Annotated in this window: 17 protein-coding genes and 1 pseudogene; 15 read left to right on the top strand and 3 right to left on the bottom strand. The window is 74.1% G+C overall.

Annotated elements, in window-relative coordinates:
• Positions 1–26 precede the first annotated feature (26 nt).
• Positions 27–950 (bottom strand): DMT family protein, encoded by a 924-nt coding sequence (locus ACZ34W_RS28090; protein WP_329489753.1) that lies wholly within the window; start codon positions 948–950, stop codon positions 27–29.
• A 304-nt stretch (positions 951–1,254) separates the two neighbouring features.
• Here ACZ34W_RS28090 and ACZ34W_RS28085 point away from each other — a divergent pair, with 304 nt between their 5' ends.
• The 6 genes from ACZ34W_RS28085 (at position 1,255) to ftsY (ending at position 9,477) form a co-directional block, all read left to right on the top strand.
• On the top strand, positions 1,255–2,643 hold the full coding sequence (locus ACZ34W_RS28085; protein ID WP_465608049.1) for a hypothetical protein: 1,389 nt from the start codon (positions 1,255–1,257) through the stop codon (positions 2,641–2,643).
• Positions 2,644–2,761: 118 nt separating this feature from the next.
• On the top strand, positions 2,762–3,259 hold the full coding sequence (locus tag ACZ34W_RS28080; protein ID WP_329489755.1) for a winged helix-turn-helix transcriptional regulator: 498 nt from the start codon (positions 2,762–2,764) through the stop codon (positions 3,257–3,259).
• A gap of 35 nt (positions 3,260–3,294) precedes the next feature.
• The gene (locus tag ACZ34W_RS28075) at positions 3,295–3,594 is read left to right on the top strand and encodes an acylphosphatase (protein ID WP_329489756.1); all 300 of its coding nucleotides are present in this window, start codon (positions 3,295–3,297) and stop codon (positions 3,592–3,594) included.
• Positions 3,595–4,017: 423 nt separating this feature from the next.
• The gene (locus ACZ34W_RS28070; protein ID WP_329489757.1) at positions 4,018–4,221 is read left to right on the top strand and encodes a hypothetical protein; all 204 of its coding nucleotides are present in this window, start codon (positions 4,018–4,020) and stop codon (positions 4,219–4,221) included.
• A 177-nt stretch (positions 4,222–4,398) separates the two neighbouring features.
• Positions 4,399–8,028, top strand: coding sequence for a chromosome segregation protein SMC (gene smc, locus ACZ34W_RS28065; RefSeq protein WP_465608046.1), 3,630 nt, complete (start codon positions 4,399–4,401; stop codon positions 8,026–8,028).
• Between the two features lie 240 nt (positions 8,029–8,268).
• Positions 8,269–9,477, top strand: coding sequence for a signal recognition particle-docking protein FtsY (gene ftsY / locus ACZ34W_RS28060; protein WP_465608044.1), 1,209 nt, complete (start codon positions 8,269–8,271; stop codon positions 9,475–9,477).
• Between the two features lie 127 nt (positions 9,478–9,604).
• On the opposite strand, the gene ACZ34W_RS28055 is transcribed toward ftsY, so the two are convergent.
• Positions 9,605–10,276 carry a bifunctional DNA primase/polymerase gene (locus tag ACZ34W_RS28055; RefSeq protein ID WP_465608042.1) on the bottom strand — a complete coding sequence of 224 codons (672 nt, stop codon included), beginning with the start codon at positions 10,274–10,276 and terminating at the stop codon, positions 9,605–9,607.
• Between the two features lie 632 nt (positions 10,277–10,908).
• On the opposite strand from ACZ34W_RS28055, the gene nsdA reads away from it, so the two are divergent.
• The 7 genes and pseudogenes from nsdA to ACZ34W_RS28020 form a co-directional block, all read left to right on the top strand.
• Positions 10,909–12,363 carry a transcriptional repressor NsdA gene (gene nsdA / locus ACZ34W_RS28050; RefSeq protein ID WP_329489761.1) on the top strand — a complete coding sequence of 485 codons (1,455 nt, stop codon included), beginning with the start codon at positions 10,909–10,911 and terminating at the stop codon, positions 12,361–12,363.
• 329 nt (positions 12,364–12,692) lie between these two features.
• A complete protein-coding gene (locus tag ACZ34W_RS28045) occupies positions 12,693–14,048 on the top strand; it encodes an ammonium transporter (RefSeq protein WP_465608039.1) in 1,356 nt (451 codons plus the stop codon).
• Positions 14,048–14,386: a P-II family nitrogen regulator gene (locus ACZ34W_RS28040; protein ID WP_329489763.1), complete on the top strand. Its 339-nt coding sequence runs from the start codon at positions 14,048–14,050 to the stop codon at positions 14,384–14,386. The genes ACZ34W_RS28045 and ACZ34W_RS28040 overlap by 1 nt, the downstream gene beginning before the upstream one ends.
• Before the next feature lie 196 nt (positions 14,387–14,582).
• Positions 14,583–17,099: a [protein-PII] uridylyltransferase gene (locus ACZ34W_RS28035; RefSeq protein ID WP_465608037.1), complete on the top strand. Its 2,517-nt coding sequence runs from the start codon at positions 14,583–14,585 to the stop codon at positions 17,097–17,099.
• 197 nt (positions 17,100–17,296) lie between these two features.
• Positions 17,297–18,862: a signal recognition particle protein gene (gene ffh, locus ACZ34W_RS28030; protein ID WP_329492257.1), complete on the top strand. Its 1,566-nt coding sequence runs from the start codon at positions 17,297–17,299 to the stop codon at positions 18,860–18,862.
• 119 nt (positions 18,863–18,981) lie between these two features.
• On the top strand, positions 18,982–19,524 hold the full coding sequence (locus tag ACZ34W_RS28025; RefSeq protein ID WP_329489765.1) for a GNAT family N-acetyltransferase: 543 nt from the start codon (positions 18,982–18,984) through the stop codon (positions 19,522–19,524).
• A 4-nt stretch (positions 19,525–19,528) separates the two neighbouring features.
• A pseudogene (locus tag ACZ34W_RS28020) lies at positions 19,529–20,542 on the top strand (AAA family ATPase); the annotation flags it as partial.
• A 232-nt stretch (positions 20,543–20,774) separates the two neighbouring features.
• Here ACZ34W_RS28020 and ACZ34W_RS28015 read toward each other — a convergent pair.
• Positions 20,775–21,599, bottom strand: a complete 825-nt coding sequence (locus tag ACZ34W_RS28015) for a class I SAM-dependent methyltransferase (RefSeq protein ID WP_465608034.1) — start codon at positions 21,597–21,599, stop codon at positions 20,775–20,777.
• 276 nt (positions 21,600–21,875) lie between these two features.
• Between ACZ34W_RS28015 and proS the strand changes: the two genes are divergently transcribed.
• Positions 21,876–23,288: a proline--tRNA ligase gene (gene proS, locus ACZ34W_RS28010; protein WP_329489768.1), complete on the top strand. Its 1,413-nt coding sequence runs from the start codon at positions 21,876–21,878 to the stop codon at positions 23,286–23,288.
• 774 nt (positions 23,289–24,062) lie between these two features.
• On the top strand, positions 24,063–24,641 hold the full coding sequence (locus tag ACZ34W_RS28005) for a hypothetical protein (RefSeq protein ID WP_329489769.1): 579 nt from the start codon (positions 24,063–24,065) through the stop codon (positions 24,639–24,641).
• Positions 24,642–24,868 lie beyond the last annotated feature (227 nt).

The following is a 24,868-nucleotide window of genomic DNA, read 5'->3' as shown; positions in this document are numbered from 1 at the left end:
CGGCCCCGCTCCGGGGCCACCCGGCGCTACCGCTTGGTGAGTTCGGGCTGCGGCTGGTCGGACCCGGCCGGGCCGTGGGTGTCCTGGCCGAAGTAGGCGACGCCGACCGCCGAGACCACGGCGAGCAGGAAGCCGACCGCGCCGAGCCAGGCCAGGCCCTCCTTGGAGGAGTCGCCGAGCCAGAGGACGCCGACGGCGCCGGGCAGCACCGTCTCACCGACCACCAGGGCGGCGGTCGCGCCGTTCACCGAGCCGATCTGCAGGGCCACGGTGTGCACGTACATCCCGCCGATGCCGCCGACCAGGATCGCGTACAGGGCGGGGTCGGAGAGCAGCGCGCCGAGGTCGAACGGCTCTACGCCGTTGAGGATCCGCACGCCGACGCCGAGCGCGCCGAAGCCGAGGCCGGAGAGCAGACCGGCGACGATCGCGCCGTTGGCGCCCATCCGCCGCACCAGCAGGGCGCCGCCGACCAGCAGCACGGTGGTGATCAGCAGCAGCCACCAGTGGAAGGACATCTCCACGTGGTGGCCGCCCTCCGGCCCGGCGGAGACGGCCAGCAGCACCAGCGCCGAGCAGAGCACGCCGATCGACGCCCACTCCAACTGCTTGAGCCGGATGCCGAGCAGCTTGATGCTCAGCACCGCGGTGATCACCAGATTGGCGCTGATGATGGTCTGGGAGAGGAACAGCGGCAGCAGTCGCGCGGCCAGGGCGCCGAGTCCGAACCCGATGAAGTCGAGGACGGTGCCCAGGATGAACTCCCAGGTGACGGCGGCCTTCGCGGTGGAGGCGAGGCTGGGCCCGCCGTGTGCGGTGACCCCCGCCGAGCCGCTGCCCGCGGCGGCGGCCTCCTCCCGGGCGGAGCGACGTGATCCGACGGCCTGCAGGACCGAACCGGTGCCGTAGCAGGCGGAGGCCGCCACGGCGGTGACGAGGCCGATGAACACCCAGATGCTCCGATCGGGAGAAGAGGTCAGGAGTAGGTAAGGGGCCGAGGCCCGGCCACCACTATGCCTGGTCGGGGGAGAGGGCCCGATCGGCCGTCGAGCGCTCCTCGACCACCCGTGGACCCGCCGGGACGGACGACCGGGCCGACGGCCGGGTTCCCGCCCCGGCCCGTCTCCGGGGCGGCCGGGGGAAACATCATCCGCGAGGAGGGGAGCGACCCCGGCGGACGGTGGGGGTGCGCGGGGCCGCCCGTACGCGAAGGGGATGCCCTGTCGACGTGGCGGGAGGGGTAGCGTCGATGGCATGAGAACCCTCGCTCGACGACGCTCCCGGAGTGCCGGGCTGTCGGCCCTGGTGGCGCTGCTGCTCGGGCTGCTGCTCGTGCTGGCCCCGGCGGCCGCCGCGGCCGGCGGGCTGGACGACGCCACCGCCGCGCTCAAGCAGGGCCGGGTCTACGTCGACCCGGCGATGACCGGCCGGTTCAGCCAGGGCCAGGCGGACGCCCTGACCGAGAAGATCCGCAAGGCCGACAAGCCGATCTTCATCGCAGTGGTCCCGGCGGCGGACCCGTACGGCGCGAGTACGGTCTTCTCCGACCTGCGGACCAAGGTCGGCATCACCGGTGTCTACGGCATCTGGCGCGGTGACCGGTTCCTGGCCCAGTCCGACAAGGCCGCGCTGGCCGCCGCGAGCGCCGAGCGCATCGCGGGCGCGTCCGCGCGCTCGCACCCGGGCGACGTCGACGCGACCCTGAACGACTTCGTCGACACCGCCGCGCCCCAGGTGAAGGGGCACGGGGTGAACAGCGGCTCCGGCGGCTTCTCGGTGGCGGCGGTCGTCGTCCCGCTGGCCCTGCTGGCACTGGCCGGCGCCGGGGTGTTCCTGCTCTTCCGCCGCTCGAAGAAGCGCAAGGAGGAGCGGCGCCGGGCCGAACTGGCGCAGCTGCGCCGGGTGGTGGACGAGGACATCACCGCGTTCGGCGAGGAGCTGGACCGGCTCGACTTCAGCCCGGGCGCCCCGGACGCCGACGACGTCCAGCGGGCCGACTACACGCACGCCCTGGACTCCTACGAGCGGGCCAAGCGCAGCATGGACGAGGCGAAGGGGCCGGAGGACGTCAAGCCGGTCACCGAGGCACTGGAGGACGGCCGGTTCGCGCTGGCCACACTGGACGCCCGGCGCGCGAAGCGGCCGCTGCCCGAGCGCCGGCCGCCGTGCTTCTTCGACCCGCGGCACGGCCCGTCCGTGCGGGACGCCGACTGGGCACCGGCCGGCGGCGCGGCGCGCACCGTCCCGGTCTGCCGGGCGGACGCCGACCGGCTGGCCACCGGGCAGGACCCGGAGATCCGGACCGTGCCGACCGAGCACGGCCCGCAGCCGTACTGGAACGCCGGCCCGGCGTACGGCCCGTGGGCGGGCGGCTACTTCGGCGGCTTCGGCGGCGGCGGGCTGCTGCCCGGCCTGCTGGTCGGCACCATGCTCGGCTCGATGATGAGCTCCCCGGCCTACGGGGCCGGCTACGACGGCGGCTCCGGCTACGACGGCGGCTCCGGCTACGAGGGCGGCGACTTCTCCGGCGCCGACTTCGATTCCGGTGACTTCGACGGCGGCTTCGACGGTGGCGGCGGGGGCGACTTCGGCGGCGGGGGCGGCTTCGACGGCGGCGGCGGTGACTTCGGCGGGGGCTTCTGACCCCGTCGGCGTGACGACCGGGCCCGCGGCCCGCCGGTGGCCGGCGGGGGCCGCGGGCCCCGCCGGTGGTGCGCCCGAGGAGGTTTGAGAACGCAACCCTGTGTGGCAGGCTGGTGGTGTGACCTCCCACACGCCTTCGGCCCCGCCCGCCCTCCCCGGCCGGCCCTGCTCGATCGCCGCCGCGCTCCACGTGGTCGGCGAGAAGTGGGCCCTGCTCGCCGTCCGCGAGCTGTTCTACGGCAACCACCGCTTCGACCGGATCGCCCGCAACACCGGCGCTCCGCGCGACCGGCTCACCGCCCGGCTGCGCGCGCTGGAGGAGGCGGGCGTGGTCGAGCGCCGCGCCTACAGCGAGCGGCCGCCGCGCTACGAGTACCACCTGACCGAGGCCGGCCGCGACCTCGCCCCGCTCACCCACGCCCTGCTCGGCTGGGGCGACCGCTGGCTGCTCCCCGAGCCGCCGGTGAGCTTCGAGCACAGCCCCGAGGGGCACGAGCCGCACCCCTACGACCCGGCCTGGGTCTGCCGCACCTGCGGCGAGGAGGGCCGGCGCGGGGACCTCCGGGCGGAGATCCACAGCCCGGACTGGACGATGGCCGGCCCCACGGCGCCGTAGCGCGGCCCGCGATCCGGCCCGATAGGGTCGGGGCCATGCACGGTCGCGACGCCCACAGTGATGAACCGGTCCGGGTGACCGCCTGGGTGCGGGGCAAGGTCCAGCAGGTCGGCTTCCGGTGGTGGACCAGGGCGCGGGCGCTGGAGATCGGGCTGACCGGCTACGCCAGCAACCTCGGCGACGGCCGGGTGCAGGTGGTGGCCGAGGGACTCGCGGCCGACTGCGAGCATCTGCTGGCGTTGCTGCGCGGCCCGGACACGCCCGGCCGCGTCAGCGGGGTGACGGAGATCTGGACGGCCGTCGGAACCGGCTACCCGGGTTTCGAGATCCGCTGACCGGGGCCCCGCGCGCCGTGGCGGACGGGCCGGGGCCCGCCCCCGTGAAATGATCGGCGGCCTTCGGTGTCATACGGTTGCCATCTGGGCAGACTCGTGGTTGACTCCGCATCGAACGATGATCCACGAGCGACTGGTGGACCGGCCCGAGATCCCCCTGGTGTGACCACACCGCCAGGCAGGTGACAGGGGCGCGGTAGCGTGCGGTGATCGTGTTGACCCTTTCCGTCTTTGGTGAGACGCTGGAAGCCCGCGCACACGACCGCGTTTACCCGGTAGGCGCACGCCCTCGTGAGCCCAGCTCACGGTGGTTGTGCCGTAGTGCCCAGCCAGCACTGCCGGTGGCGCGACGCGCGTGCGTCCCCCTTCCCCCTAGACCTGTACCGTTCCGGTTCGGTCACTCAGCGTGGAGGACCATTCATCATGGCAAAGGCGCTTCTCGGGTACGTCGGCGGCCCCGACCCGCGAATGCTCACCGAGGTGCGACGGCTTCAGCAGCGTGTCCAGGATCTTGAGTCCGAGCTCCTTCGGATGCAGGCCGAGAACGACGCGCTCACCGCTGTCGCTGACGAGCACTCGCTGCTCAACAGCATCGATCTGGATCAGCGGGAGCCGGCTCTCACCTGAGTCCCGCCCGGTCCTCGCAGATCGACGCAGCAGTGCACTGAGCCGCCCCGATAAGGGACGCAGCTTGCAAGGGGCGCCCTGAGTGGCGTCCCTTCGTCGTGTCCGGGCGCCGTCGGCGCCGGTCCGTCCGGATACAGTCGCCGCTGGGGCCCTGGCGAGCGACGAGGAGACCGGCGCGTGCACCTGAAGAGTCTGACCCTGCGCGGGTTCAAGTCCTTCGCCTCCGCCACCACCCTGCGGTTCGAGCCCGGGATCACCTGCGTGGTCGGTCCCAACGGCTCCGGCAAGTCCAACGTCGTCGACGCGCTCTCCTGGGTGATGGGGGAGCAGGGCGCCAAGTCGCTGCGCGGCGGCAAGATGGAGGACGTCATCTTCGCCGGGACGAGCGGGCGCGCCCCCCTCGGCCGCGCCGAGGTCAGCCTCACCATCGACAACTCCGACGGCGCGCTGCCGATCGAGTACGCCGAGGTGACCATCACCCGGACGATGTTCCGCAACGGCGGCAGCGAGTACGCGCTCAACGGCGACACCTGCCGGCTGCTGGACATCCAGGAACTGCTCTCCGACTCCGGCATCGGCCGCGAGATGCACGTCATCGTCGGGCAGGGACAGCTCGACTCCGTGCTGCACGCCGACCCGATGGGCCGCCGCGCCTTCATCGAGGAGGCGGCCGGCGTCCTCAAGCACCGCAAGCGCAAGGAGAAGGCGCTGCGGAAGCTGGACGCGATGCAGGTCAACCTCAACCGGGCACAGGACCTGGTCGCCGAACTGCGGCGCCAGCTCGGACCGCTGGGCCGGCAGGCGAAGATCGCCCGGCGCGCGGCCGGCATCCAGGCCGAACTGCGCGACGCCCGGCTCCGGCTGCTCGCCGACGACCTGCTCGCGCTGCGCACCGCCGTCGAGGCCGAGGTCGCCGACGAACTGGCGCTGAAGCTGCGCCGCTCCACCGTCGAACAGGAGCTGTCCCGGGCGATCCAGCGGGAGGCCGTCCTGGAGGCGCAGGTCCAGCAGCTCGGTCCGGGCCTGGAGGCGGCCCGGCAGACCTGGTACCGGCTCTCCGCCCTGGCCGAGCGGACCCGCGGCACCGTCGGGCTGGCCGAGGCCGGGGCCCGGCACGCGGCCGCCGGGGGAGCGGTCGAGGAGCGGCGCGGCCGGGACCCGGAAGAGCTGGAGCGCGAGGCCGAGCACGTCCGGGAGGAGGAGGCCGCCCTGGCCGAGGCCCTGGAGGAGGCCCGGTACGCGCTCGCCGAGGCGGTCGAGTCCCGGGGTGAGCTGGAGCGGGAACTCGCCGCTGAGGAGCGGCGGTTGAAGGACGCCGCCCGGGCCATCGCGGACCGCCGCGAAGGGCTGGCCCGGCTGCAGGGGCAAGCCGCGGCCGCCCGGTCCGAAGCCGCCGCCGCCGAGGCCGAGATCGGCCGGCTCACCGAGGCCAGGGACGAGGCACTGCTGCGCGCCGAGGCCGCCCGGACCGCGTACGAGGAGCTGCGGGAGCAGGTCGACGCCTCGGCGGGGGACGACGAACGGGCCGAGGCCGCCCACGAGGCGGCCCGTGCGCGGCTCGCCGCCGTCGAACGCGATCTGGCCGGTGCCCGCGAGGCCGCCGGCGCCGCCGAACGCGAGCGGGCCGGGCTGACGGCGCGGCACGACGCCCTGGCGCTGGGGCTGCGCCGCAAGGACGGCACCGGCGCGCTGCTGGCGGCAGCCGACCGGCTGACCGGGCTGCTCGGCCCGGCGGCCACGCTGCTGCGGATCGCGCCCGGGCACGAGGGCGCCGTCGCGGCCGCCCTCGGCGCCGCCGCGGACGCGGTGGCGGTCGACTCGCCCGGCACGGCGGCCGACGCCCTGCGCCTGCTGCGCGCGGCGGACGCCGGCCGGGCCGCGCTGCTCATCGCCGGTGCGCCCGAGCCGGCCGCGCCGACGCCGCCGTTGCCGCCCACCGCCCGCTGGGCCGCCGAACTGGTCGACGGCCCGGCCCCGTTGCTGCCGGCCGCGCGGGCCCTGCTGGCCGGGATCGCCGTGGTCGGCTCGCTCGACGAGGCGGTGCGGCTGGTGACGGAGCACCCGGCGCTGACCGCGGTCACCGCCGAGGGTGACCGGCTCGGCGCGGGCTTCGCGTACGGCGGCGCGGGCGGTGCGCCGAGCCTGCTGGAGACCCAGGCGGCGGTCGACGAGACCGCCCGGGCGATCGGCGAACTGGACCTCCGCTGCGCCGAGTCGGCCGAACGGCTGGCCGAACTCACCGAACTCCGGGGGGAGTCGGCCGCCAGGCTGGAGCAACTGGCCACCACCCGGCGGAAGGCGGAGCGCGAGCGGGCCGAGGTGGCCGGCGCACTCGGCCGGCTCGGCGGGCAGTCCCGGGCCGCCGCCGGCGAGGCCGAACGGCTCGCGGCCGCAGCCGGTCGCGCCGAGCAGGGGCTGGCCGACCTGCTCGACACCGCCGAGGAGCTGGCCGGACGGCTCGCGGCCGCCGAGGAGTCGGCCGACGCGGGGGAGGACGAACCCGACGCCGCGGAACAGCAGCGGTTGGCCACGGCCGCCACCGGCGCCCGGCAGGCCGAGCTGGAGGCCCGGCTCGCCGTGCGGACGCACGAGGAGCGGGTGCGCGCCCTCGCCGGGCGGGCCGACCAGCTGGACCGGGCCGCGCGGACCGAGCGCGAGGCGCGCGCCCGCGCCGCCGAGCGCCGGGAGCGCGCCGAGCACGACGCCCGGGTGGCGAACGCCGTCGCGGCCGGCGCCCGACAGCTGCTGGCCTGCCTGGAGGTGTCGCTGGCCCGCGCCGACGCCGGACGGGCCGCCGTGGAGCAGGCGCGCGCCGAGCGGGAGGCGCAGCTGCGGGAGCACCGCGAGCACGGCCGCGAACTCAAGGCCGAGCTGGACAAGCTGGTCGACGCCGGGCACCGGGACGAGGTGCTGCGCGCCGAGAAGCGGCTGCGGATCGAGCAGCTGGAGTCCCGGGCGCTGGAGGAGTTCGGCATCGAGGGCGGTGAGCTGCTCGCCTCGTACGGGCCGGACCGGCTCGTCCCGGCGCCGGCACCCGACGACGGCGGGGAGCCCGGCGAGCCGCGGCCGTACGACCGGGCCGAGCAGGAGAAGCGGCTGCGGGCCGCCGAGAAGGCCTACCAGCAGCTCGGCAAGGTCAATCCGCTGGCGCTGGAGGAGTTCGCGGCGCTGGAGGAGCGGCACACCTTCCTCGGGGAGCAGCTGGACGACCTCAAGCGGAGCCGGCGCGACCTGCTGGACATCGTCAAGGACGTGGACGTGCGGGTCGAGCAGCTGTTCAGTTCGGCGTACCACGACACCGCCGCCCAGTTCGAGGGCGTCTTCTCGCGGCTCTTCCCCGGCGGGGAGGGGCGGCTGGTGCTGACCGATCCGGACAACATGCTGACCACGGGGGTCGAGGTGGAGGCCAGGCCGCCGGGCAAGAAGGTCAAGCGGCTCTCGCTGCTCTCCGGCGGCGAGCGCTCGCTGACCGCGGTGGCGCTGCTGGTGTCGATCTTCAAGGCCCGGCCCAGCCCGTTCTACGTGATGGACGAGGTGGAGGCGGCGCTGGACGAGACCAACCTGCGCCGGCTGGTCGGGATCATGGAGGAGCTGAGGGAGAGTTCCCAGCTGATCGTGATCACCCACCAGAAGCTGACCATGGAGTCCGCCGACGCCCTCTACGGCGTGACCATGAAGGGCGACGGCATCTCCCAGGTGATCAGCCAGCGGCTGCGGGAGGGGGCGCCCCCGGCCCGTCGGCGCAGGGCGCTCGCGCAGCCGGCCGGGCAGCGGGAGGCGGCCGCCGCCGCCCGTCCGACCGGGTGATCCACCGGCCGACGCCGGGGCAGCTGCCCGTGGGCGACCCGATCACGGATACTGGACGGGTTGTGACTCCTCCCCCTCGCGCGCGAGGGGGCTTCTGATTCAGCCGCTTGACGACCTCATGACGGCCAAGCCCCGACGCGGTGCCGGACGGCACCGCGTCGGCGTAAGGGAGGCGGCGACGCCCCGTGCGTCGGTGACCGAAGGATCACTCTGTCGTGGGATCCCGAGAAGGAGATTGATGTGGAATACGTGATCCTTGCCGTTGTCATCGCCGTACTGGCCGTCGGCGCGGTCGCCGGCCTCGTCGTCTCCGGCAGACGACGCCGGGAGCTCCCCCCGAAGGCGCGGCCGCCGGTCATCACGCCGCCCGGGACCCCGCGGGAGCCCCAGGTCGGCGAGGAGGCCGCGCCGCCGACCGAGGAGCCGCGGCGCACCGTCGAGGAGGTCGAGCTCCCCGAGGCGGAGGCGGCCCCGGAGGCTCCCGGGGCGGTCGAGGCCGAGCAGGCGCCGGCCCTCGAAGTCCCCGAGCCCACCGCCGGCCGGCTGGTCCGGCTGCGCTCCCGGCTCTCCCGCTCGCAGAACTCGCTCGGCAAGGGCCTCCTGTCGCTGCTCTCCCGCGAGCACCTCGACGAGGACACCTGGGAGGAGATCGAGGACACCCTGCTGACCGCCGACGTCGGCGTCGCCCCCACCCAGGAGCTGGTCGAGCGGCTGCGCACCCGGGTGAAGGTGCTCGGCACCCGCACCCCGGACGAGCTGCGCGCCCTGCTGCGCGAGGAGCTGGTCGAGCTGGTCGGCAAGGACGCCGACCGCACGGTGCACTCCACCAAGCACGAGGCCGGCCCGGCCGTCGTCCTGGTGGTCGGCGTCAACGGCGTCGGCAAGACCACCACCACCGGCAAGCTGGCCCGGGTGCTGGTCGCCGACGGCCGCTCGGTGGTGCTCGGCGCGGCCGACACCTTCCGTGCCGCCGCCGCCGACCAGCTGCAGACCTGGGGCGAGCGGGTCGGCGCGCGGACCGTCCGCGGCCCGGAGGGCGGGGACCCGGCCTCGGTCGCGTTCGACGCGGTCAAGGAGGGCATCGCCGAGGGCGCCGACACCGTGCTGGTGGACACCGCCGGCCGGCTGCACACCAAGACCGGCCTGATGGACGAGCTGGGCAAGGTCAAGCGGGTCGTGGAGAAGCACGGCCCGGTGGACGAGGTGCTGCTGGTGCTGGACGCCACCACCGGCCAGAACGGTCTGATCCAGGCCCGGGTCTTCGCCGAGGTGGTCGACATCACCGGCATCGTGCTCACCAAGCTGGACGGCACCGCCAAGGGCGGCATCGTGGTCGCGGTGCAGCGGGAGCTGGGTGTCCCGGTCAAGCTGATCGGGCTCGGCGAGGGCGCCGACGACCTGGCGCCGTTCGAGGCGGGTGCGTTCGTGGACGCGCTGATCGGGGACTGAGCCCCGGCCGCTGTCCGAGGAAGGGTCCGCTCCGGTCGGGGCGGGCCCTTCCGCGTGTCCCGGCGTCTTCCGGGGCGGCGCGGTGGGGGAGCGGGCGGCGGCCCCTCGGGGCCGGCGGGCGGGGTGGTTACGAGGCGAGCCAGGCGGGCTCGGCGCTGCGCTCGCGCCCGCGGTGGCAGGCGTAGGCGAGGGTGCCGAGCAGCAGCCGGGCCTCGGGCGGGCAGCCGGCGTTGTCACGGGTGGGCCGGCGCAGCCAGCGGACCGGGCCCAGACCGCCGAGCACGGTCGGCGGCGCGGCGACGTAGCTGCCCTCGCCGTGGCAGGTGAGGTCGAGCGCGGCGTCGTCCCAGCCCATCCGGTACAGCAGGTCGGGCAGCCGCCGGGCGGTGCCGGCGGCGACCAGGAACTGCAGCCGGCCGGTGGGCGAGGCCAGCACCGGGCCGACCTGGGTGCCCATCCGCTCCAGCCGGACCAGCGCCTGGAGGCCGGCCTGCTCGGGGACGTCCAGGACGTCGAAGGCGCGGCCGGTGGGGAACAGGACGGAGACGTTCGTACCGGTGCGGTCCGCCGGTGCGCCGCCGGGGGCCGGATGCAGACCGGGCGCGGCACAGCGGGCGGCCCCGCAGTGGCAGCGGGCCGCGGCCGCCGGGCCGGACTGGTTGCCGACGGTGACCGCCCAGCCCCAGCGGCCGGTGTACTCCGCGGCCGCCCGGGACGCGGTCACCCGGGTGCGGCGGCGTGCGCTCAGCGGGGCCAACCGCAGGTGCCCCAGTCGAAGTTCGCCGAACAGGTTGTCCATGCCTCCCCCAACAGGTTCTCGTTGCCGATGGTTACGGGATGGTGACTTTGTGTTGATTGTCCGTTGCGTCGTGCGTGGTGCGGGAGCGGCGCGCGGCGCATGGCGTGCGCCTGTTGCGGCCCTGCGCCTCGGGCGCCGCCTTGTGGGGGGCGGTGCTCGTGCCGGATCGTCGTGTCCACGAGGCGGCCGTCTACCGGGGTGGGCGGCAAACTCGCCTGGGGCTGCCGTGGGTTGCAGGTGAGGGGCCGTGGTGCCGGTGGGGACTTGGCAGCCCGCATATGCCGGACCGCCGGGACTATCCAGTGAAGCGTGTGCGGTCTTGGATCGGTTCACTCCTGGGGGTGGCGAAAGGTGGCGTTTCGCCAGGGCCGCTCCCCGGGACCGTGTGCGGGGCGTTACGTTCAGCACGCAGACATCGTCGGGGAGTCCGCTTCCGGCCCTGTGGGGGCGGGAGTTGGGGAATCTGACGGCTCGTCCGCGAGGATGGCACACCAGTGCGACGAGTGGTCCGACCAGCGGTCTCGACAGCACCTCGGGTACGGAAGAGAAGCAGCACGTCTGGCAAGAGCCCGCAACCGTCGGGCGGTCACGATCGGGGCCCCGCAGGGGCCGGGCGGGATGGGGACGTTCCCATGGCAGAGAAGCAACCCAATGAGAAGCTGACCACGTGGTTCGCCCGCAGCGGCTGGTCCAAGGGCGAACTGGCCCGCCAGGTCAACCGCCGGGCCCGCCAGATCGGCGCCCACCACGTGTCCACCGACACCTCGCGGGTGCGGCGCTGGCTCGACGGGGAGCAGCCCCGCGAGCCCATCCCGAAGATCATGTCGGAGCTCTTCTCCGAACGCTTCGGCTCCGTGGTCTCCATCGAGGACCTCGGGCTGCGGGCCGCCATCCCGGTCTCCACCGTCGGCGGCGGCGTCGACCTGCCGTGGAGCGCCCCGCAGACCGTCCAGCTGATCAGCGACTACTCGCGCAGCGACCTGATGCTGAACCGGCGGGGCTTCCTGGGCACCTCGCTCGCCATGACGGCCGGCGCCGCGCTGATCGAGCCGATGCAGCGCTGGCTCGCCCCCGGCCCGAACGGCGCGCCCACCCCGATCCTGACCGCCGCCAACGGCGGCGAGCCGTTCACCGGCCGGCTCTCCGAGCCCGAGCTGGAACTGCTGGAGCAGACCACCGTCATGTTCCGGCAGTGGGACGCGCAGAACGGCGGCGGGCTGCGCCGCAAGGCCGTCGTCGGCCAGCTGCACGAGGTCACCGACCTGCTCCAGGAGACCTACCCCGAGCAGACCACCCGGCGGCTGTTCCGGCTCACCGCCGAGCTGGCCCACCTGGCCGGCTGGATGTCCTACGACGTCGGGATGCACCCCAGCGCGCAGAAGTACTACGTGCTGGCCCTGCACGCCGCCAAGGAGGCCGGCGACCGCCCGTTCGGCGCGCTGATCCTCACCGACATGAGCCGCCAGATGATCCACCTCAACCGCGGCGAGGACGCCCTGGAGCTGATCCACCTGGCCCAGTACGGCAGCCGGGACACCGCCACCCCGCGCCAGCAGGCCCTGCTGTACGCGATGGAGGCGCGCGCCTACGCCACCATCGGCGAGGTGAACCGCTGTGCCCGGGCGGTCCGGCTGGCCGAGGACACCTTCACCGACATCCGCGAGGGCGACGGCGACCCGGACTGGCTGAAGTTCTTCTCGCCGGCCGAGCTGAACGCCGAGAACGCGCACTCCTTCCGCGACCTCGCCTACCACTCGGACCGGGCCGAGCTGTACGCCTCGATGTCCGCCCCGGTCATGGAGCGGGCGGTCGACCTCTTCCGCCAGGACGGCGACCACGTCCGCTCCTACGCCTTCAACCTGATCGGCATGGCCAGCGTGCACCTGCTGCAGCGTGAGCCCGAGCAGGCCGTGGTGATGGCCGAGCAGGCGGTGGAGATCGCCACCAAGGTGCGCTCCGAGCGGCTCAACTCCAGGGTCCGCAAGACCACCGAGGCCGCCGCCGCCCGGTACGGCGGGGTGGACGCGATCAGCCGGCTCAAGGAGCGGGTGGTCCAGGACATCCCGGAGTACGTGTCGGTGGTCTGACCCGCACCGGCGTCCGCCCCCAGCCTTCCCAGCCCCCCGGCCCCTCGGCCTCCCCAGCCCCCACCGACCGTGACGGCCGCCGCCGCCACGGTCGGTGGTGTGTCCGGCACCGCGCGTGCCGCGGGGCGGCACGGTAACCCACCGGGCCCGGCGGCGCGGCCGTGGTTCACGTAGGCGTAACCCGCGCGTCGCCGTCGTCACGGTCGCGAAACACCGGGTCGCATCGGTCGAAACCCCGCTTCGGCACGCTCCTCCCATCGCCGACACCCCGGGTGGCACGGGACAGGTATCCCGGGTGTGGAGCGGCTTCCATACATGAGGAGACGCCGATGCCGGACGGCTTCAGCGCAGGCGATACCGCCTTCGTGCTCATTTGCGCGGCCCTGGTCATGGTGATGACCCCCGGGCTGGCCTTCTTCTACGGGGGCATGGTCAGGGCCAAGAGCACACTCAACATGCTGGCGATGAGCTTCCTCTCGCTGGGCATCGTCAGCGTGCTCTGGGTCCTCTACGGGTACTCGCTCAGCTTCGGCCCCGACGCCGGCGCCGGGCTGATCGGCAACCTGGACTTCCTCGGGATGCGCGGGGTGGGGCTGAACGACCTGACCGGGACCATCCCGGTCACCGCGTTCTCCGCCTTCCAGTTGATGTTCGCGATCATCACCCCGGCCCTGATCAGCGGGGCCGTCGCGGACCGCGCCAAGTTCACCGCCTGGGGCCTGTTCATCGCCCTCTGGGTGACCATCGTCTACTTCCCGGTCGCGCACTGGGTCTTCTTCTTCGACGGCGGCAACGGCGGCTGGCTCGGTGACCGCAACGGCGTGATCGACTTCGCCGGCGGCACCGCCGTGCACATCAACGCGGGCGTCGCGGGCCTGGCGCTCTGCCTGGTGCTGGGCAAGCGGGTCGGCTTCCGGAAGGACCCGATGCGCCCCCACAGCCTGCCGCTGGTCATGCTCGGCTCCGGGCTGCTCTGGTTCGGCTGGTTCGGCTTCAACGCGGGCTCGGCGCTGGCCGCCAACGGCGTCGCCGCGATGGCCTTCGTCAACACCCAGGTGGCCACGGCGGCCGCGCTGCTCGGCTGGCTGATCTACGAGAAGCTGCGGCACGGCGCGTTCACCACGCTGGGCGCCGCCTCCGGCGCGGTGGCCGGTCTGGTCGCCATCACCCCCGCGTGCGGTTCGGTCAGCCCGCTCGGCGCGGTCGCGATCGGCCTGATCGCCGGCGCCGTCTGCGCCGCGGCGATCAGCCTCAAGTACCGCTTCGGCTTCGACGACTCGCTCGACGTGGTCGGCGTGCACGCGGTCGGCGGTGCCATCGGCTCGCTGCTGGTCGGCCTCTTCGCCACCGGCACCGTCGGCCAGACCGCCAAGGGCCTGTTCTACGGCGGTGGCCTGGAGCAGCTCGGCAAGCAGGCGATGGGCGTGGCCGTGGTCGCCGCCTACTCCTTCGTCGTCTCCTGGCTGCTGGCCAAGGCGATCGACAGCACGGTCGGGTTCCGGGTCGCCGAGGAGGTCGAGGTGGCCGGCATCGACCAGGCCGAGCACGCCGAGTCCGCCTACGACTTCAGCGCGCTGGGGGCCGGTCCGGCCAGGATGGCCGCCGCGGTGGTCACCGAGTCCACCTCCGGGGCCGCCGCCAGGGCCGCCGGGAAGAACACCGAGAAGACCGGGGTCGACGCCTGATGAAGCTCATCACCGCAGTCATCAAGCCGCACCGCCTGGACGACGTGAAGGCCGCCCTGCAGGCCTTCGGGGTGCACGGGCTGACCGTCACCGAAGCGAGCGGTTACGGCCGCCAGCGAGGTCACACCGAGGTCTACCGGGGCGCGGAGTACACCGTGGACCTGGTACCCAAGGTCAGAATCGAGGTCCTGGTCGAGGACGACGACGCCGACCAGCTGATCGACGTCCTGGTGAAGGCCGCCCGGACCGGCAAGATCGGCGACGGCAAGGTCTGGAGCGTCCCGGTCGAGACCGCCGTGCGGGTCCGGACCGGTGAGCGCGGCCCCGACGCCCTCTGACCAGGACCCCTTCCTCCAGGACAGGGCCTAGCATTCAGCACGATCCCGCCGGCGGGCCCGTGACCACCCCGTGGTCGCGGGTCCGCTGACGGCGTATCAGCGCTCCTCGCGCGAATCGGCGTTCCTCGCGCGACCCGGGCGCCGCCCGCTCGACCAGCGCGCGCTCAGACCGGACGACGACGGACGGGGACCCCCGATGACCACGCAGCCCGACCCGCCCTCCCGGCCCGCCGCCGGGCCCGCGACTCCCCCCGTGCGCCCGTCCGGGGACGACGGACCGCCCGACCACGGCACCGCCCGGGCCCGACTGCTGGACACGCCCGGCCTCGTCGGCACCGCCCGCCGCACCGCGCTGGCCGCGCTCACCGACGAGTGGCTGGCCGGACTGCTGGCGGCGGCCGGTGCCCCGGCCGGCGTCGCCCTGGTCGCGGTCGGCGGCTACGGGCGCGGCGAACTCTCCCCGCGCAGCGACCTCGACGTCCTGCTGCTGCACGACGGTCCGCTCGACCCGGAACTGCCCGAACGCATCTGGTACCCGGTCTGGGACGCCGGCGCCTCGCTCGACCACTCCGTCCGCACCCTCGCCGAGGCCCGGACCGTCGCCGCCGACGACCTCAAGGCCCAGCTCGGCCTGCTCGACGCCCGGCACATCGCCGGCGACCGGGAGCTCACCGCCGGGCTGCGCTCCGCCGTGCTCGCCGACTGGCGCGCCGGCGCCCCGAACCGCCTGCCCGAGCTGCGCGAACTCGGCCGCGAGCGGGCCGAGCGCCACGGCGAGCTCTCCTTCCTGCTGGAGCCGGACCTCAAGGAGGCCCGCGGCGGCCTGCGCGACGTGGTCGCGCTCAACGCGATCGCCGCCACCTGGCTGGCCGACGCCCCGCGCGACGGCCTGGACGCCGCCGCCCTGCGGCTGGCGGACGTGCGGGACGCGCTGCACCTGGTCACCGGCCGGGCCACCGAGCGGCTCAGCCTCCAGGACCAGGACCAGGTCGCCGAACGGCTCGGCGTACTGGACGCCGACACCCTGCTGCGCCAGGTGTACGAGGCCGCGCGGACCATCGCCTACGCGAGTGACGTCACCTGGCGGGCGGTGGACCGGGTGCTGGCCGCCAGGACCACCCGGGGCCGGCGCTCCTCCCGGCTCTCCTTCCCGTTCACCGGCACCGGTCGGGGCGGCGGCGCGGTGGCCCGCGGCGCGGTCCAGCGCCGGCCGCTCGCCGAGGGCGTCGTCGAGCAGGACGGCGAGGCGGTGCTCGCCCAGGGGGCCCGCCCGGCCGCCGACCCGGTGCTGCCGCTGCGCGCGGCGGCCGCGGCGGCGCAGAACGGGCTCACCATCTCCTACGCGACGGTCCGCCGGCTGGCCGCCGAGTGCCGCCCGCTGCCGGTGCCCTGGCCGGACGAGGCGCGCGAGCAACTGGTCACCCTGCTCGGCGCCGGGGAGGCCTGCCTGCCGGTCTGGGAGGCGCTGGAGGCGGAGGGGCTGATCACCCGGCTGCTGCCGGACTGGGAGCGCGTGCGCTGCCGTCCGCAGCGCAACGCGGTGCACCGCTGGACGGTCGACCGGCACCTGGTGGAGACGGCCGTGCGGGCCGCCGCGATGACCCGCCGGGTGGCCCGGCCGGACCTCCTGCTGGTCGCGGCGCTGCTGCACGACATCGGCAAGGGCTGGCCCGGCGACCACAGCGAGGCGGGCGAGGTGATCGTCCGCGACGTGGCCGCCCGGATGGGCTTCGACCACGAGTCCGTGGAGACCCTCGCCGTGCTGGTCCGCCACCACCTGACGCTGGTGGAGACCGCGACGCGGCGGGATCCGGACGACCCCGCCACCGTGGAGGCGATCACCAAGGTGGTCGCCACCCTGCCGCAGCTGGAGCTGCTGCACGCGCTGACCGAGGCCGACGCGACCGCCACCGGCCCGGCCGCCTGGAGCCGCTGGCGGGCCTCGCTGGTGGAGGGCCTGGCGGCCCGGGCCGCCGACCGGCTGGCCGGCGCGTACCCGTCGCCCGACCCGGGCCGGTGGGGCTCCCACGCCGGGGAGGCGGCGCCGACCGCCGAACAGGAGCGGCTCGCCGTCGAGGCCGCCCGGACGGGCGGTCCGGCGCTCTCGCTGCTGGCCCAGGCCGACGGGGACGACCAGCCGGGCACCGAGCCGATGGGCGTGCGGCTGACCCTCGCCGTGCCCGACCGGCCGGGTCTGCTCGGCACGGTCGCCGGGGTGCTGGCCCTGCACCGGCTGACCGTCCGCTCGGCGGGCCTGCGCGAGCTGGACCCGATCGGCGCCGGCCCGGTGCTGCTGCTGTCCTGGACGGTGGCCGCCGAGTTCGGCGAGTTGCCCGAGGCGGCCCGGCTCCGGGCCGACCTGCGCCGGGCGCTGGACGGCTCGCTGGACGTCCCGCGGCGGCTCGCCGAGCGCGACGCGGCCGCCCCGCGCCGGCGCGGCATCCCCACCCCGCCACCGGTGGTCGCCGTGGCCCCCGAGGTGGCCTCGGCGACGGCGACGGTGCTGGAGGTGCGCGCCCATGACGCCCCCGGCCTGCTGCACCGGATCGGCCGGGCCCTGGACGGCGCCGGCGTCCGGGTCCGGACGGCGCACGTCAGCACGCTCGGGGCGGAGGCCGTGGACTCCTTCTACCTGACCGACCAGGCGGGCCGGCCGCTCTCCGGCCGGCGGGCCGGGGAGGTGGCGCAGGCCGTCCGGGCGGCGCTGGGCTGACCGGGCCCCGACGCCCGCCGGGGCCCCGTCGCCGTCCTCGCGGGCGGCCGCGGGGCCTGCGGGCGGCCGTCGGAGCCGCCCGCTCCGGGCGCCCCCGGGCCGGTTCGTCCGGGGGTGGAGACCGTTGCCAGGGCGGCCGGATACCCTTGGGGGCGACGACCGTACTGATCCCGATGCCGCAGAGGACCCGCGACGACGTGTTCGACACCCTTTCCGATCGCCTCGCAGCGACGTTCAAGAACCTCCGGGGCAAGGGCCGCCTCAGCGAGGCGGACATCGACGCCACCACCCGCGAGATCCGCATCGCGCTGCTGGAGGCGGACGTCGCGCTGCCGGTCGTGCGGGCCTTCATCAAGCAGGTCAAGGAGCGGGCCCTCGGCGCCGAGGTCTCCGGCGCGCTGAACCCCGCCCAGCAGATCATCAAGATCGTCAACGAGGAGCTCATCGCGATCCTCGGCGGCGAGACCCGCCGGGTGAGGTTCGCCAAGAGCGGCCCCACGGTGATCATGCTCGCCGGCCTCCAGGGCGCCGGTAAGACCACCCTCGCCGGCAAGCTCGGCCACTGGCTGAAGCAGCAGAAGCACACCCCGCTGCTGGTCGCCTGCGACCTCCAGCGCCCCAACGCCGTCAACCAGCTCCAGGTGGTCGCGGAGCGCGCGGGCGTGGCCTTCTACGGCCCGCAGCCGGGCAACGGCGTCGGCGACCCGGTGCAGGTCGCCCGCGACTCGATCGAGTACGCCAAGCAGAAGCAGTACGACGTCGTCGTCGTCGACACCGCCGGCCGTCTGGGCATCGACGCCGAGCTGATGCAGCAGGCCGCCGACATCCGGGCCGCGGTGAACCCGGACGAGGTCCTGTTCGTCGTCGACGCGATGATCGGCCAGGACGCGGTCACCACCGCGCAGGCCTTCCTCGACGGTGTCGACTTCACCGGTGTGGTGCTGTCCAAGCTCGACGGCGACGCCCGCGGTGGCGCCGCCCTGTCGGTCGCCCACGTCACCGGCCGGCAGATCATGTTCGCCTCCAACGGCGAGAAGGTCGACGACTTCGACGCCTTCCACCCGGACCGGATGGCCTCGCGCATCCTCGGCATGGGCGACATGCTCTCGCTGATCGAGAAGGCCGAGCAGACCTTCTCGCAGGCCGAGGCCGAGAAGATCGCCTCCAAGCTGCAGGGCGGCGGCAAGGACTTCACGCTCGACGACTTCCTGGACCAGCTGGAGCAGGTCCGGAAGATGGGCTCGATCTCCAAGCTGCTGGGCATGCTGCCCGGCATGGGCCAGATCCGCGACCAGATCAACAACATCGACGACAAGGACGTCGACCGCGTCGGCGCGATCATCAAGTCGATGACCCCGGCCGAGCGGACCGACCCCAAGCTCATCAACGGCTCGCGCCGGCTGCGCATCGCCAAGGGTTCGGGCGTCCAGGTCGGCGAGGTCAACAACCTGGTCGAGCGGTTCTTCGAGGCCCGCAAGATGATGTCGGCGATGGCCTCCGGCAAGGGCATCCCCGGTATGCCGGGGATCCCGGGCATGGGCGGCGGCTCGAAGAAGTCCGCCAAGAAGGCCCCGGCCGCCAAGGGCAAGCGCAAGAGCGGCAACCCGCTGAAGCGCGCGCAGGAGGAGGCCGCGGCCGCCGAGCGCCGCGCGCTCGGCCCGGGCGCCGGCCAGCCGCCGGCCCAGGGCGGCGCCTTCGGCCTCGGCGCGGGCAAGGGCCCGTCCGACTTCGAGCTGCCCAAGGAGTTCAAGGACCTGCTGTAGGTCCTGTTGCAGGTCCTGCCGCGGTTCCCGCGGCGCCGCCCGCCCCCGGCACCGTCCGGGGCCGCCGTCGGCGTTCGAACGGCCCGCCACCCGGGGTATCCGGGTGGCGGGCCGTTCACATGTCCGATGATGGTGGGGTGAGAGTGACGATCAGGGCCCCACGGGCCGACGACGAGGTTCCGTACGCCGAGGCCGTCCGCCGGTCCGCCGAGCACATCGGGCGGTGGAACCCGGTCGAGCCGAACGGGCTCCCCGATCTCCTGGAGCGCCAGGGCGCCGGTCTGCGCACCTTCCTGATCGTCGATCAGGCCACCGGTGGGCTGGTCGGCAAGGTGAACGTCGCCAACATCGTGATGGGCCGGTTCTGCAACGGCGCGCTCGGCTACGACTCGTACGTGCCGTTCGCCGGGACCGGCCGGATGAGCGAGGGCATGCGGCTGGTGCTGGACCGCTGCTTCGCCCCGCAGACGGCCGGCGGTCTCGGCCTGCACCGGTTGGAGATCAACGTGCAGCCGGACAACGCGCGTTCGATCGGGCTGGCCAAGCGGCTCGGCTTCCGGCACGAGGGGTACACGCCCCGGATGCTGTTCCTGAGCGGCGCCTGGCGGGACCACGAGCGGTTCGCGCTGACCGCCGAGGAGTGGCCCGGCGCGGGGGAGTAGCGCGGCGCGGGGCGGGGTGAGCGGCATGGGCGGCCACGACGAGCGCGAGCAGACGCTCAACCAGATCCTCACCGAGATGGACGGCTTCACCGGCTCCGAGGGCGTCATCGTCATCGCCGCCACCAACCGGGCGGACGTCCTCGACCCGGCCCTGCTGCGCCCCGGCCGCTTCGACCGGCGGATCACCGTCAGCCCGCCGGACCGCGACGGCCGCGCGGCCATCCTGCGGATCCACACCCGGGCCGTCCCGCTGGCCGGGGACACCGATCTCCACCAGCTGGCCAAGGTCACCCCCGGCATGACCGGCGCCGAGCTGGCGAACCTGGTCAACGAGGCCGCCCTGCTGGCCGTCAAGCGCAAGCAGGACGCGGTGGGGGAGCGGGACCTCTCGGACGCGCTGGAGAAGGTCCAGCTGGGCGCCGTCCGGCCGCTGGTCATGCCGCAGGCCGAGCGGGAGCGCACGGCGTACCACGAGAGCGGCCACGCCCTGCTCGGCATGCTCCAGCCCGGCGCCGACCCGGTCCGCAAGATCACCATCGTGCCGCGCGGCCGCGCCCTCGGCGTCACCCTGTCCACCCCCGAGACCGACCGCTACTCGTACACCGAGCCCTACCTGCGCGGCCGGATCATCGGCGCGCTCGGTGGGACGGCCGCCGAGCAGGTGGTCTCCGGGGTGATCACCACCGGTGCGGAGAGCGACCTGGAGCAGGTCACCAACATCGCCCGGGGGATGGCCGGCCGCTGGGGGATGAGCGAGCGGGTCGGCCGGCTCACCGCCGTCCCCTCCGACCCGCAGGGCGCGTACGGGCTCTCCGCGGCGCCGACCACGCTGGACGCGGTCGACGAGGAGGCCCGGCGGATCGTCGCCGAGTGCTACGAGGAGGCGGTGCGGCTGCTGACCGAGCAGCGGGCCAGGCTGGACGCGCTGGCGGCCGCGCTGCTGGAGGCCGAGACGCTGGACGAGGAGGCGGCGTACCGGGCCGCCGGGGTGCCCCGGAAGGCGCTCGACCAGGCGTGAGCCGGCCGACCGGGGGCGTCCGCGATGGCTGCGGGCGCCCCGGTCCGGCTCCGGTGGTGGGGCGGTGCGGCGGCTGGGCTGTCCGGTGGTGCGGCTCGGCTGTTCGGCTGTTCGCTGTTCGGCGGCTCGGTGGTGCCGTGGTGCGGTTCTGTCACGCTGTGGGCCACGCGGTCGCTCGCCGGTCGCTCCGGGGCCGGTCGGGCCGGGGCCGGTCGCGCCGGGGTCGGTCGGGCTACCGCGGCTGGTCGGCGATCAGGTACCGGAACACGTTCTCCATCCGGACCGAGCCGTCCGGCCGCAGGTACGGCTGCAGCGCCTCCTCCAGCTCCTTCGCCACCAGCGACAGCCCGGAGAACTCCGCCGCCGCGTCGTAGAGGCCGGTGGAGAGCAGTCCGCGCACCGCGCTGTCCAGGTCCGGATAGGCGAACGGGCAGCTCACCCGGCCGCTGCCGGCCGGGCGCAGGCGGGCCGGCCCGAGCAGGTCCTCCAGGGCGCCGGGCGTGCTCAGCCCGAACGGGTCGCGTGCGGTGGTGCGCCCGGCCATCCGCCGGGCCACGTCCAGGACGGCCGCGCTCTCGCAGCGCTCCGGCGGGCCCCAGGCGGCCAGCACCACGTGCCCGCCGCGCAGCGTCAGCCGGGCCGCGTCGGTCACCACGCGCTGCGGATCGGCGGCCCCCGGCAGCTGCTCGAAAACCGTGACCAGCGAATAGGCCGAGCGGGGGACCTCGGCCGGTGGCCGGGCACCCGCGCCCACCTTCAGCTGACGGTCCCGCGCCAGCTCGCGCAGCTCGTCGTGCGGCTCCAGACCGGCGACCTGGGCACCCCGCCCGGCGGCCAGCAGCAGCGCCAGGCCGGAGCGGCAGCCCAGGCCGAGCACGCTGCTCGCCGGGCCGACCTCCAGCCGGGCGTAGACCGCCTCGTAGAGCGGTACCAGCATCCGTTCCTGGATCTCCGCCCAGTCGCGCGCCCGCGCGGGCCACGCCCCCGCGGCCCGCCGGTCGTGCGGATGTGCGCCTGTGGGTCGTACGGTCGTGCCGGTCGTTCGAGCTGAAGCCATCGCGGCCTCCCATCCGGTCCTTCGGTGTCCTGCTACGGCTCCCCCAAAGTCCCGCCCCACTCCAGCGAACAGCGGCTCGGGCGCGGCGTCCAGAGGGGTGCAGGGTGGTGCGCGCGTGTCGCGGTCGTGCGCCCCCTGGCGGAACCGGGGCGCCCTTCGGCCGCCGGGCGGCCCGGGCACCGTCCCGGCCCGGGCGGGAAGGGGACGGCTTGCGCGCGAACCGGTTCCGTGGAACGGATTCGAAGTCAGGCCCCTTGTCCCCGTACCATTCGCCCCATGGCAAAGGCACCCGTTCTCACCCCCCAGGCGGACGACTTCCCGCGCTGGTACCAGGACCTCATCAACAAGGCCGAGCTGGCCGACAACGGTCCGGTGCGCGGCACCATGGTCATCCGACCGTACGGCTACGGCCTGTGGGAGCGGATGCAGCAGGAGATGGACGCCCGCATCAAGAAGGCAGGCGCGCAGAACGCCTACTTCCCGATGTTCATCCCGCAGTCCTACCTGACCAAGGAAGCGGAGCACGTCGAGGGCTTCGCCCCCGAGCTCGCCGTGGTCACCCACGGCGGCGGCAAGCAACTGGACGAGCCGGTCGTCGTCCGGCCGACCTCCGAGACCATCATCAACGAGTACTTCTCGAAGTGGGTGCAGAGCCACCGCGACCTGCCCCTGCTGATCAACCAGTGGGCCAACGTGGTCCGCTGGGAGCTGCGTCCGCGGGTCTTCCTGCGGACCACCGAGTTCCTCTGGCAGGAGGGCCACACCGCCCACGCCACGTACGAGGACGCCCGCGAGTACGCCTCGATGATCCACACCCAGGTCTACGGCGACTTCATGACCAACGTGCTCGGCATCGACGTCGTGCTCGGCCGCAAGACCGCCAAGGAGCGCTTCGCCGGCGCGATCAACACCCTCACCCTCGAAGGCATGATGGGCGACGGCAAGGCGCTGCAGATGGGCACCAGCCACGAGCTGGGCCAGAACTTCGCCAAGGCGTTCAACACCACCTACCAGCTCCAGGGCGCCGAGCGCGAGTACGTCTGGCAGACCTCCTGGGGCGTCTCGACCCGTATGGTCGGCGGCCTGATCATGTCCCACGGCGACGACAACGGCCTGCGGGTGCCCCCGCGCCTGGCCGCCGTCCAGGCCGTCGTCCTCGCCATCAAGGGTGACGACGCGGTCATCGCCAAGGTGCGCGAGATCGGCGCCCGGCTGGAGGCCGTCGGCATCCGCGTGGTCGTCGACGACCGCACCGACACCCCGTTCGGCCGCCGCGCCGTGGACTGGGAGCTCAAGGGCGTGCCGCTGCGCATCGAGGTCGGCCCGCGCGACCTGGAGAACGGCACCGCGATGCTGGCCCGCCGCATCCCCGGCGGCAAGGAGCCGGTCTCGATCGACGCGCTGGCCGAGCTGCTCCCGGGTGTCCTGGAGGAGGACCAGGCGCTGCTGCTGCGCCAGTCCCGCGAGCGCCGCGAATCCCGCACGGTCGACGTGACCAACCTGGACGAGGCCGTCGAGGCCGCCGCCACCGGCTGGGGCCGGATCTCCTGGGCCGAGCTGGGCCCGGAGGGCGAGGCCAAGCTGGCCGAGCAGGGTGTCTCGGTGCGCTGCATCGTGGCCGCCGACGGCTCGGTGCCGCAGACGGACGACCAGGACGGCAACATCGCGATCGTGGCCCGCGCCTACTGATCGGCTGCTGAGCGGCGACTGACCGGCCGCTGACCGGCCACGTCCACCGAACGGCTCGCGCCGCCCACTGAACGGCGCGCGGATCCGCCGGCGCACCTACAGCGGTGCGCCGACGGATCCGCGTCTGCGGGGGCGTTCGGGTCCGTTCGGGTCGGTTGGGCTGTTGGGGCTGCTGGGGTTTCTGGTGGTGCTCGGGCCGCTGGGCCGCTCGGACGTGGGCGCACCGGCGGACCTCGGGCCGGTTGACCGGCGGGCCCGCGGGACGGGCCTGGTGCGGTCTCGGGACGCCCCGGGCGAGGCGATGGCTGACGTTGGTCGTCGATGTTGGAAACCGACAGGCACTGGCGATTTCTGGCAGCTGACGGCAATGATCCGGCAGCTGCCCGACAACCGTGAGACATCCGTCGGACATCCGGTCGACAACCGCCGTCGGGAATTCCGGCGGTAACCGTCCGGTGGCCGTCTCACCAGTCGACATCCCTACTGGCCGGTCAACTGCCGGTATTAACGGAATAGCGGTACGGTGTACGGCCCGTGGCCCTGTCAACTCGACAGGACCACGGGCCGTACGTCCTGGGTGCGACAGCCCGCCCCCCGGACGGAAATGACGAGGTCCGCCGAGCTACGACGGGCCCAAACCGGCAGGGGGTTGGTCTTGCGTCAGATCCGGAACGCGCATTTCGCGCGCGCTCGTACATTCCTGAGAGTTTCCTGGGAATTCCAGGAGATCGGGAACACGCGGAACATCGGCTCGCACTCCGTCGTTGGTCTAGCGTGAGCACGACACAGCCCCTCGTTCTCGCGGCCGAACTGGCCGCCGCCTGGAGTGACATCCAGGCCTTCCATCAGGACCTCCCCGACCTCGCCTCGCCCGAGGCGTTGATCGGCGAGTCCTCCTCGGCCTGTGGCACGCGGCTCGGTTTCGAGCGGCTCCTCCACGAGGCTGCCCACGGTCTGGCCGCGGCCCGGGACATCCGGGACACCTCGCGGGCCGGCCGCTACCACAACCGGCGCTTCCTGCTCCTGGCTTCCGAGCTGGGCCTGGCGCACCCGGTCGAGCCGCATGCGAGCAGCGGCTTCTCCCAGGTGACCATGCTCAAGGAGACGCAGGAGCGGTACGCCGAGACCATCGAGCGGCTGGATCGGGCCCTCGGCGCTCACCAGGAGGCGGTGGCCGGGGACGGCGTCTCGCGCGCCTTCCGCGGCCCGGCGGCCCGGCACGGCTCCTCCGGGGGCGGCGTCCGGGTCAAGGCGGTCTGCGGGTGCGGGCGCAATGTCCGCGTCGTGCCGTCGGTCCTCGCGCAGGCGTCCATCGTCTGCGGTGCCTGCCAGCAGCCGTTCAAGATCGCGTAGCGTGGGGAGCCGGCCGGCGACTGTGCGGGCAGTGCGTCCGGCCGGAGCGATCGACGGCCTCGGCCGGCAGGGCCGATCGGGGCGACCGATCGGCGGCCCTGACCGGCGGCTGTGATGTGTTGGGCTGACCGGGAGCGGGGGCTCCCGGTCGACCTGTTTCGGCGGTCGGCCACGGGTGGACCGCGCCGGCCGGGTGGTGTGGCGGTCCGAGTGGTGGGCCGGTGAGG

Source organism: Kitasatospora sp. NPDC022856, from assembly GCF_055561235.1.
The sequence above is the reverse complement of the archived record's forward strand: the minus strand, read 5'-3'. Positions and strand labels throughout refer to the sequence as shown.

What these genes read in the sequence shown, in the direction of transcription:
- ACZ34W_RS28085 (WP_465608049.1), top strand. Translation starts at nt 1,255, where the DNA reads ATGAGAACCCTCGCTCGACGACGCTCCCGGAGTGCCGGGCTGTCGGCC.
- ACZ34W_RS28075 (WP_329489756.1), top strand. Translation starts at nt 3,295, where the DNA reads ATGCACGGTCGCGACGCCCACAGTGATGAACCGGTCCGGGTGACCGCC.
- ACZ34W_RS28070 (WP_329489757.1), top strand. Translation starts at nt 4,018, where the DNA reads ATGGCAAAGGCGCTTCTCGGGTACGTCGGCGGCCCCGACCCGCGAATG.
- ACZ34W_RS28055 (WP_465608042.1), bottom strand. Translation starts at nt 10,276, where the DNA reads ATGGACAACCTGTTCGGCGAACTTCGACTGGGGCACCTGCGGTTGGCC.
- nsdA (WP_329489761.1), top strand. Translation starts at nt 10,909, where the DNA reads ATGGCAGAGAAGCAACCCAATGAGAAGCTGACCACGTGGTTCGCCCGC.
- ACZ34W_RS28045 (WP_465608039.1), top strand. Translation starts at nt 12,693, where the DNA reads ATGCCGGACGGCTTCAGCGCAGGCGATACCGCCTTCGTGCTCATTTGC.
- ACZ34W_RS28040 (WP_329489763.1), top strand. Translation starts at nt 14,048, where the DNA reads ATGAAGCTCATCACCGCAGTCATCAAGCCGCACCGCCTGGACGACGTG.
- ACZ34W_RS28035 (WP_465608037.1), top strand. Translation starts at nt 14,583, where the DNA reads ATGACCACGCAGCCCGACCCGCCCTCCCGGCCCGCCGCCGGGCCCGCG.
- ACZ34W_RS28025 (WP_329489765.1), top strand. Translation starts at nt 18,982, where the DNA reads ATGTCCGATGATGGTGGGGTGAGAGTGACGATCAGGGCCCCACGGGCC.
- ACZ34W_RS28015 (WP_465608034.1), bottom strand. Translation starts at nt 21,599, where the DNA reads ATGGCTTCAGCTCGAACGACCGGCACGACCGTACGACCCACAGGCGCA.
- proS (WP_329489768.1), top strand. Translation starts at nt 21,876, where the DNA reads ATGGCAAAGGCACCCGTTCTCACCCCCCAGGCGGACGACTTCCCGCGC.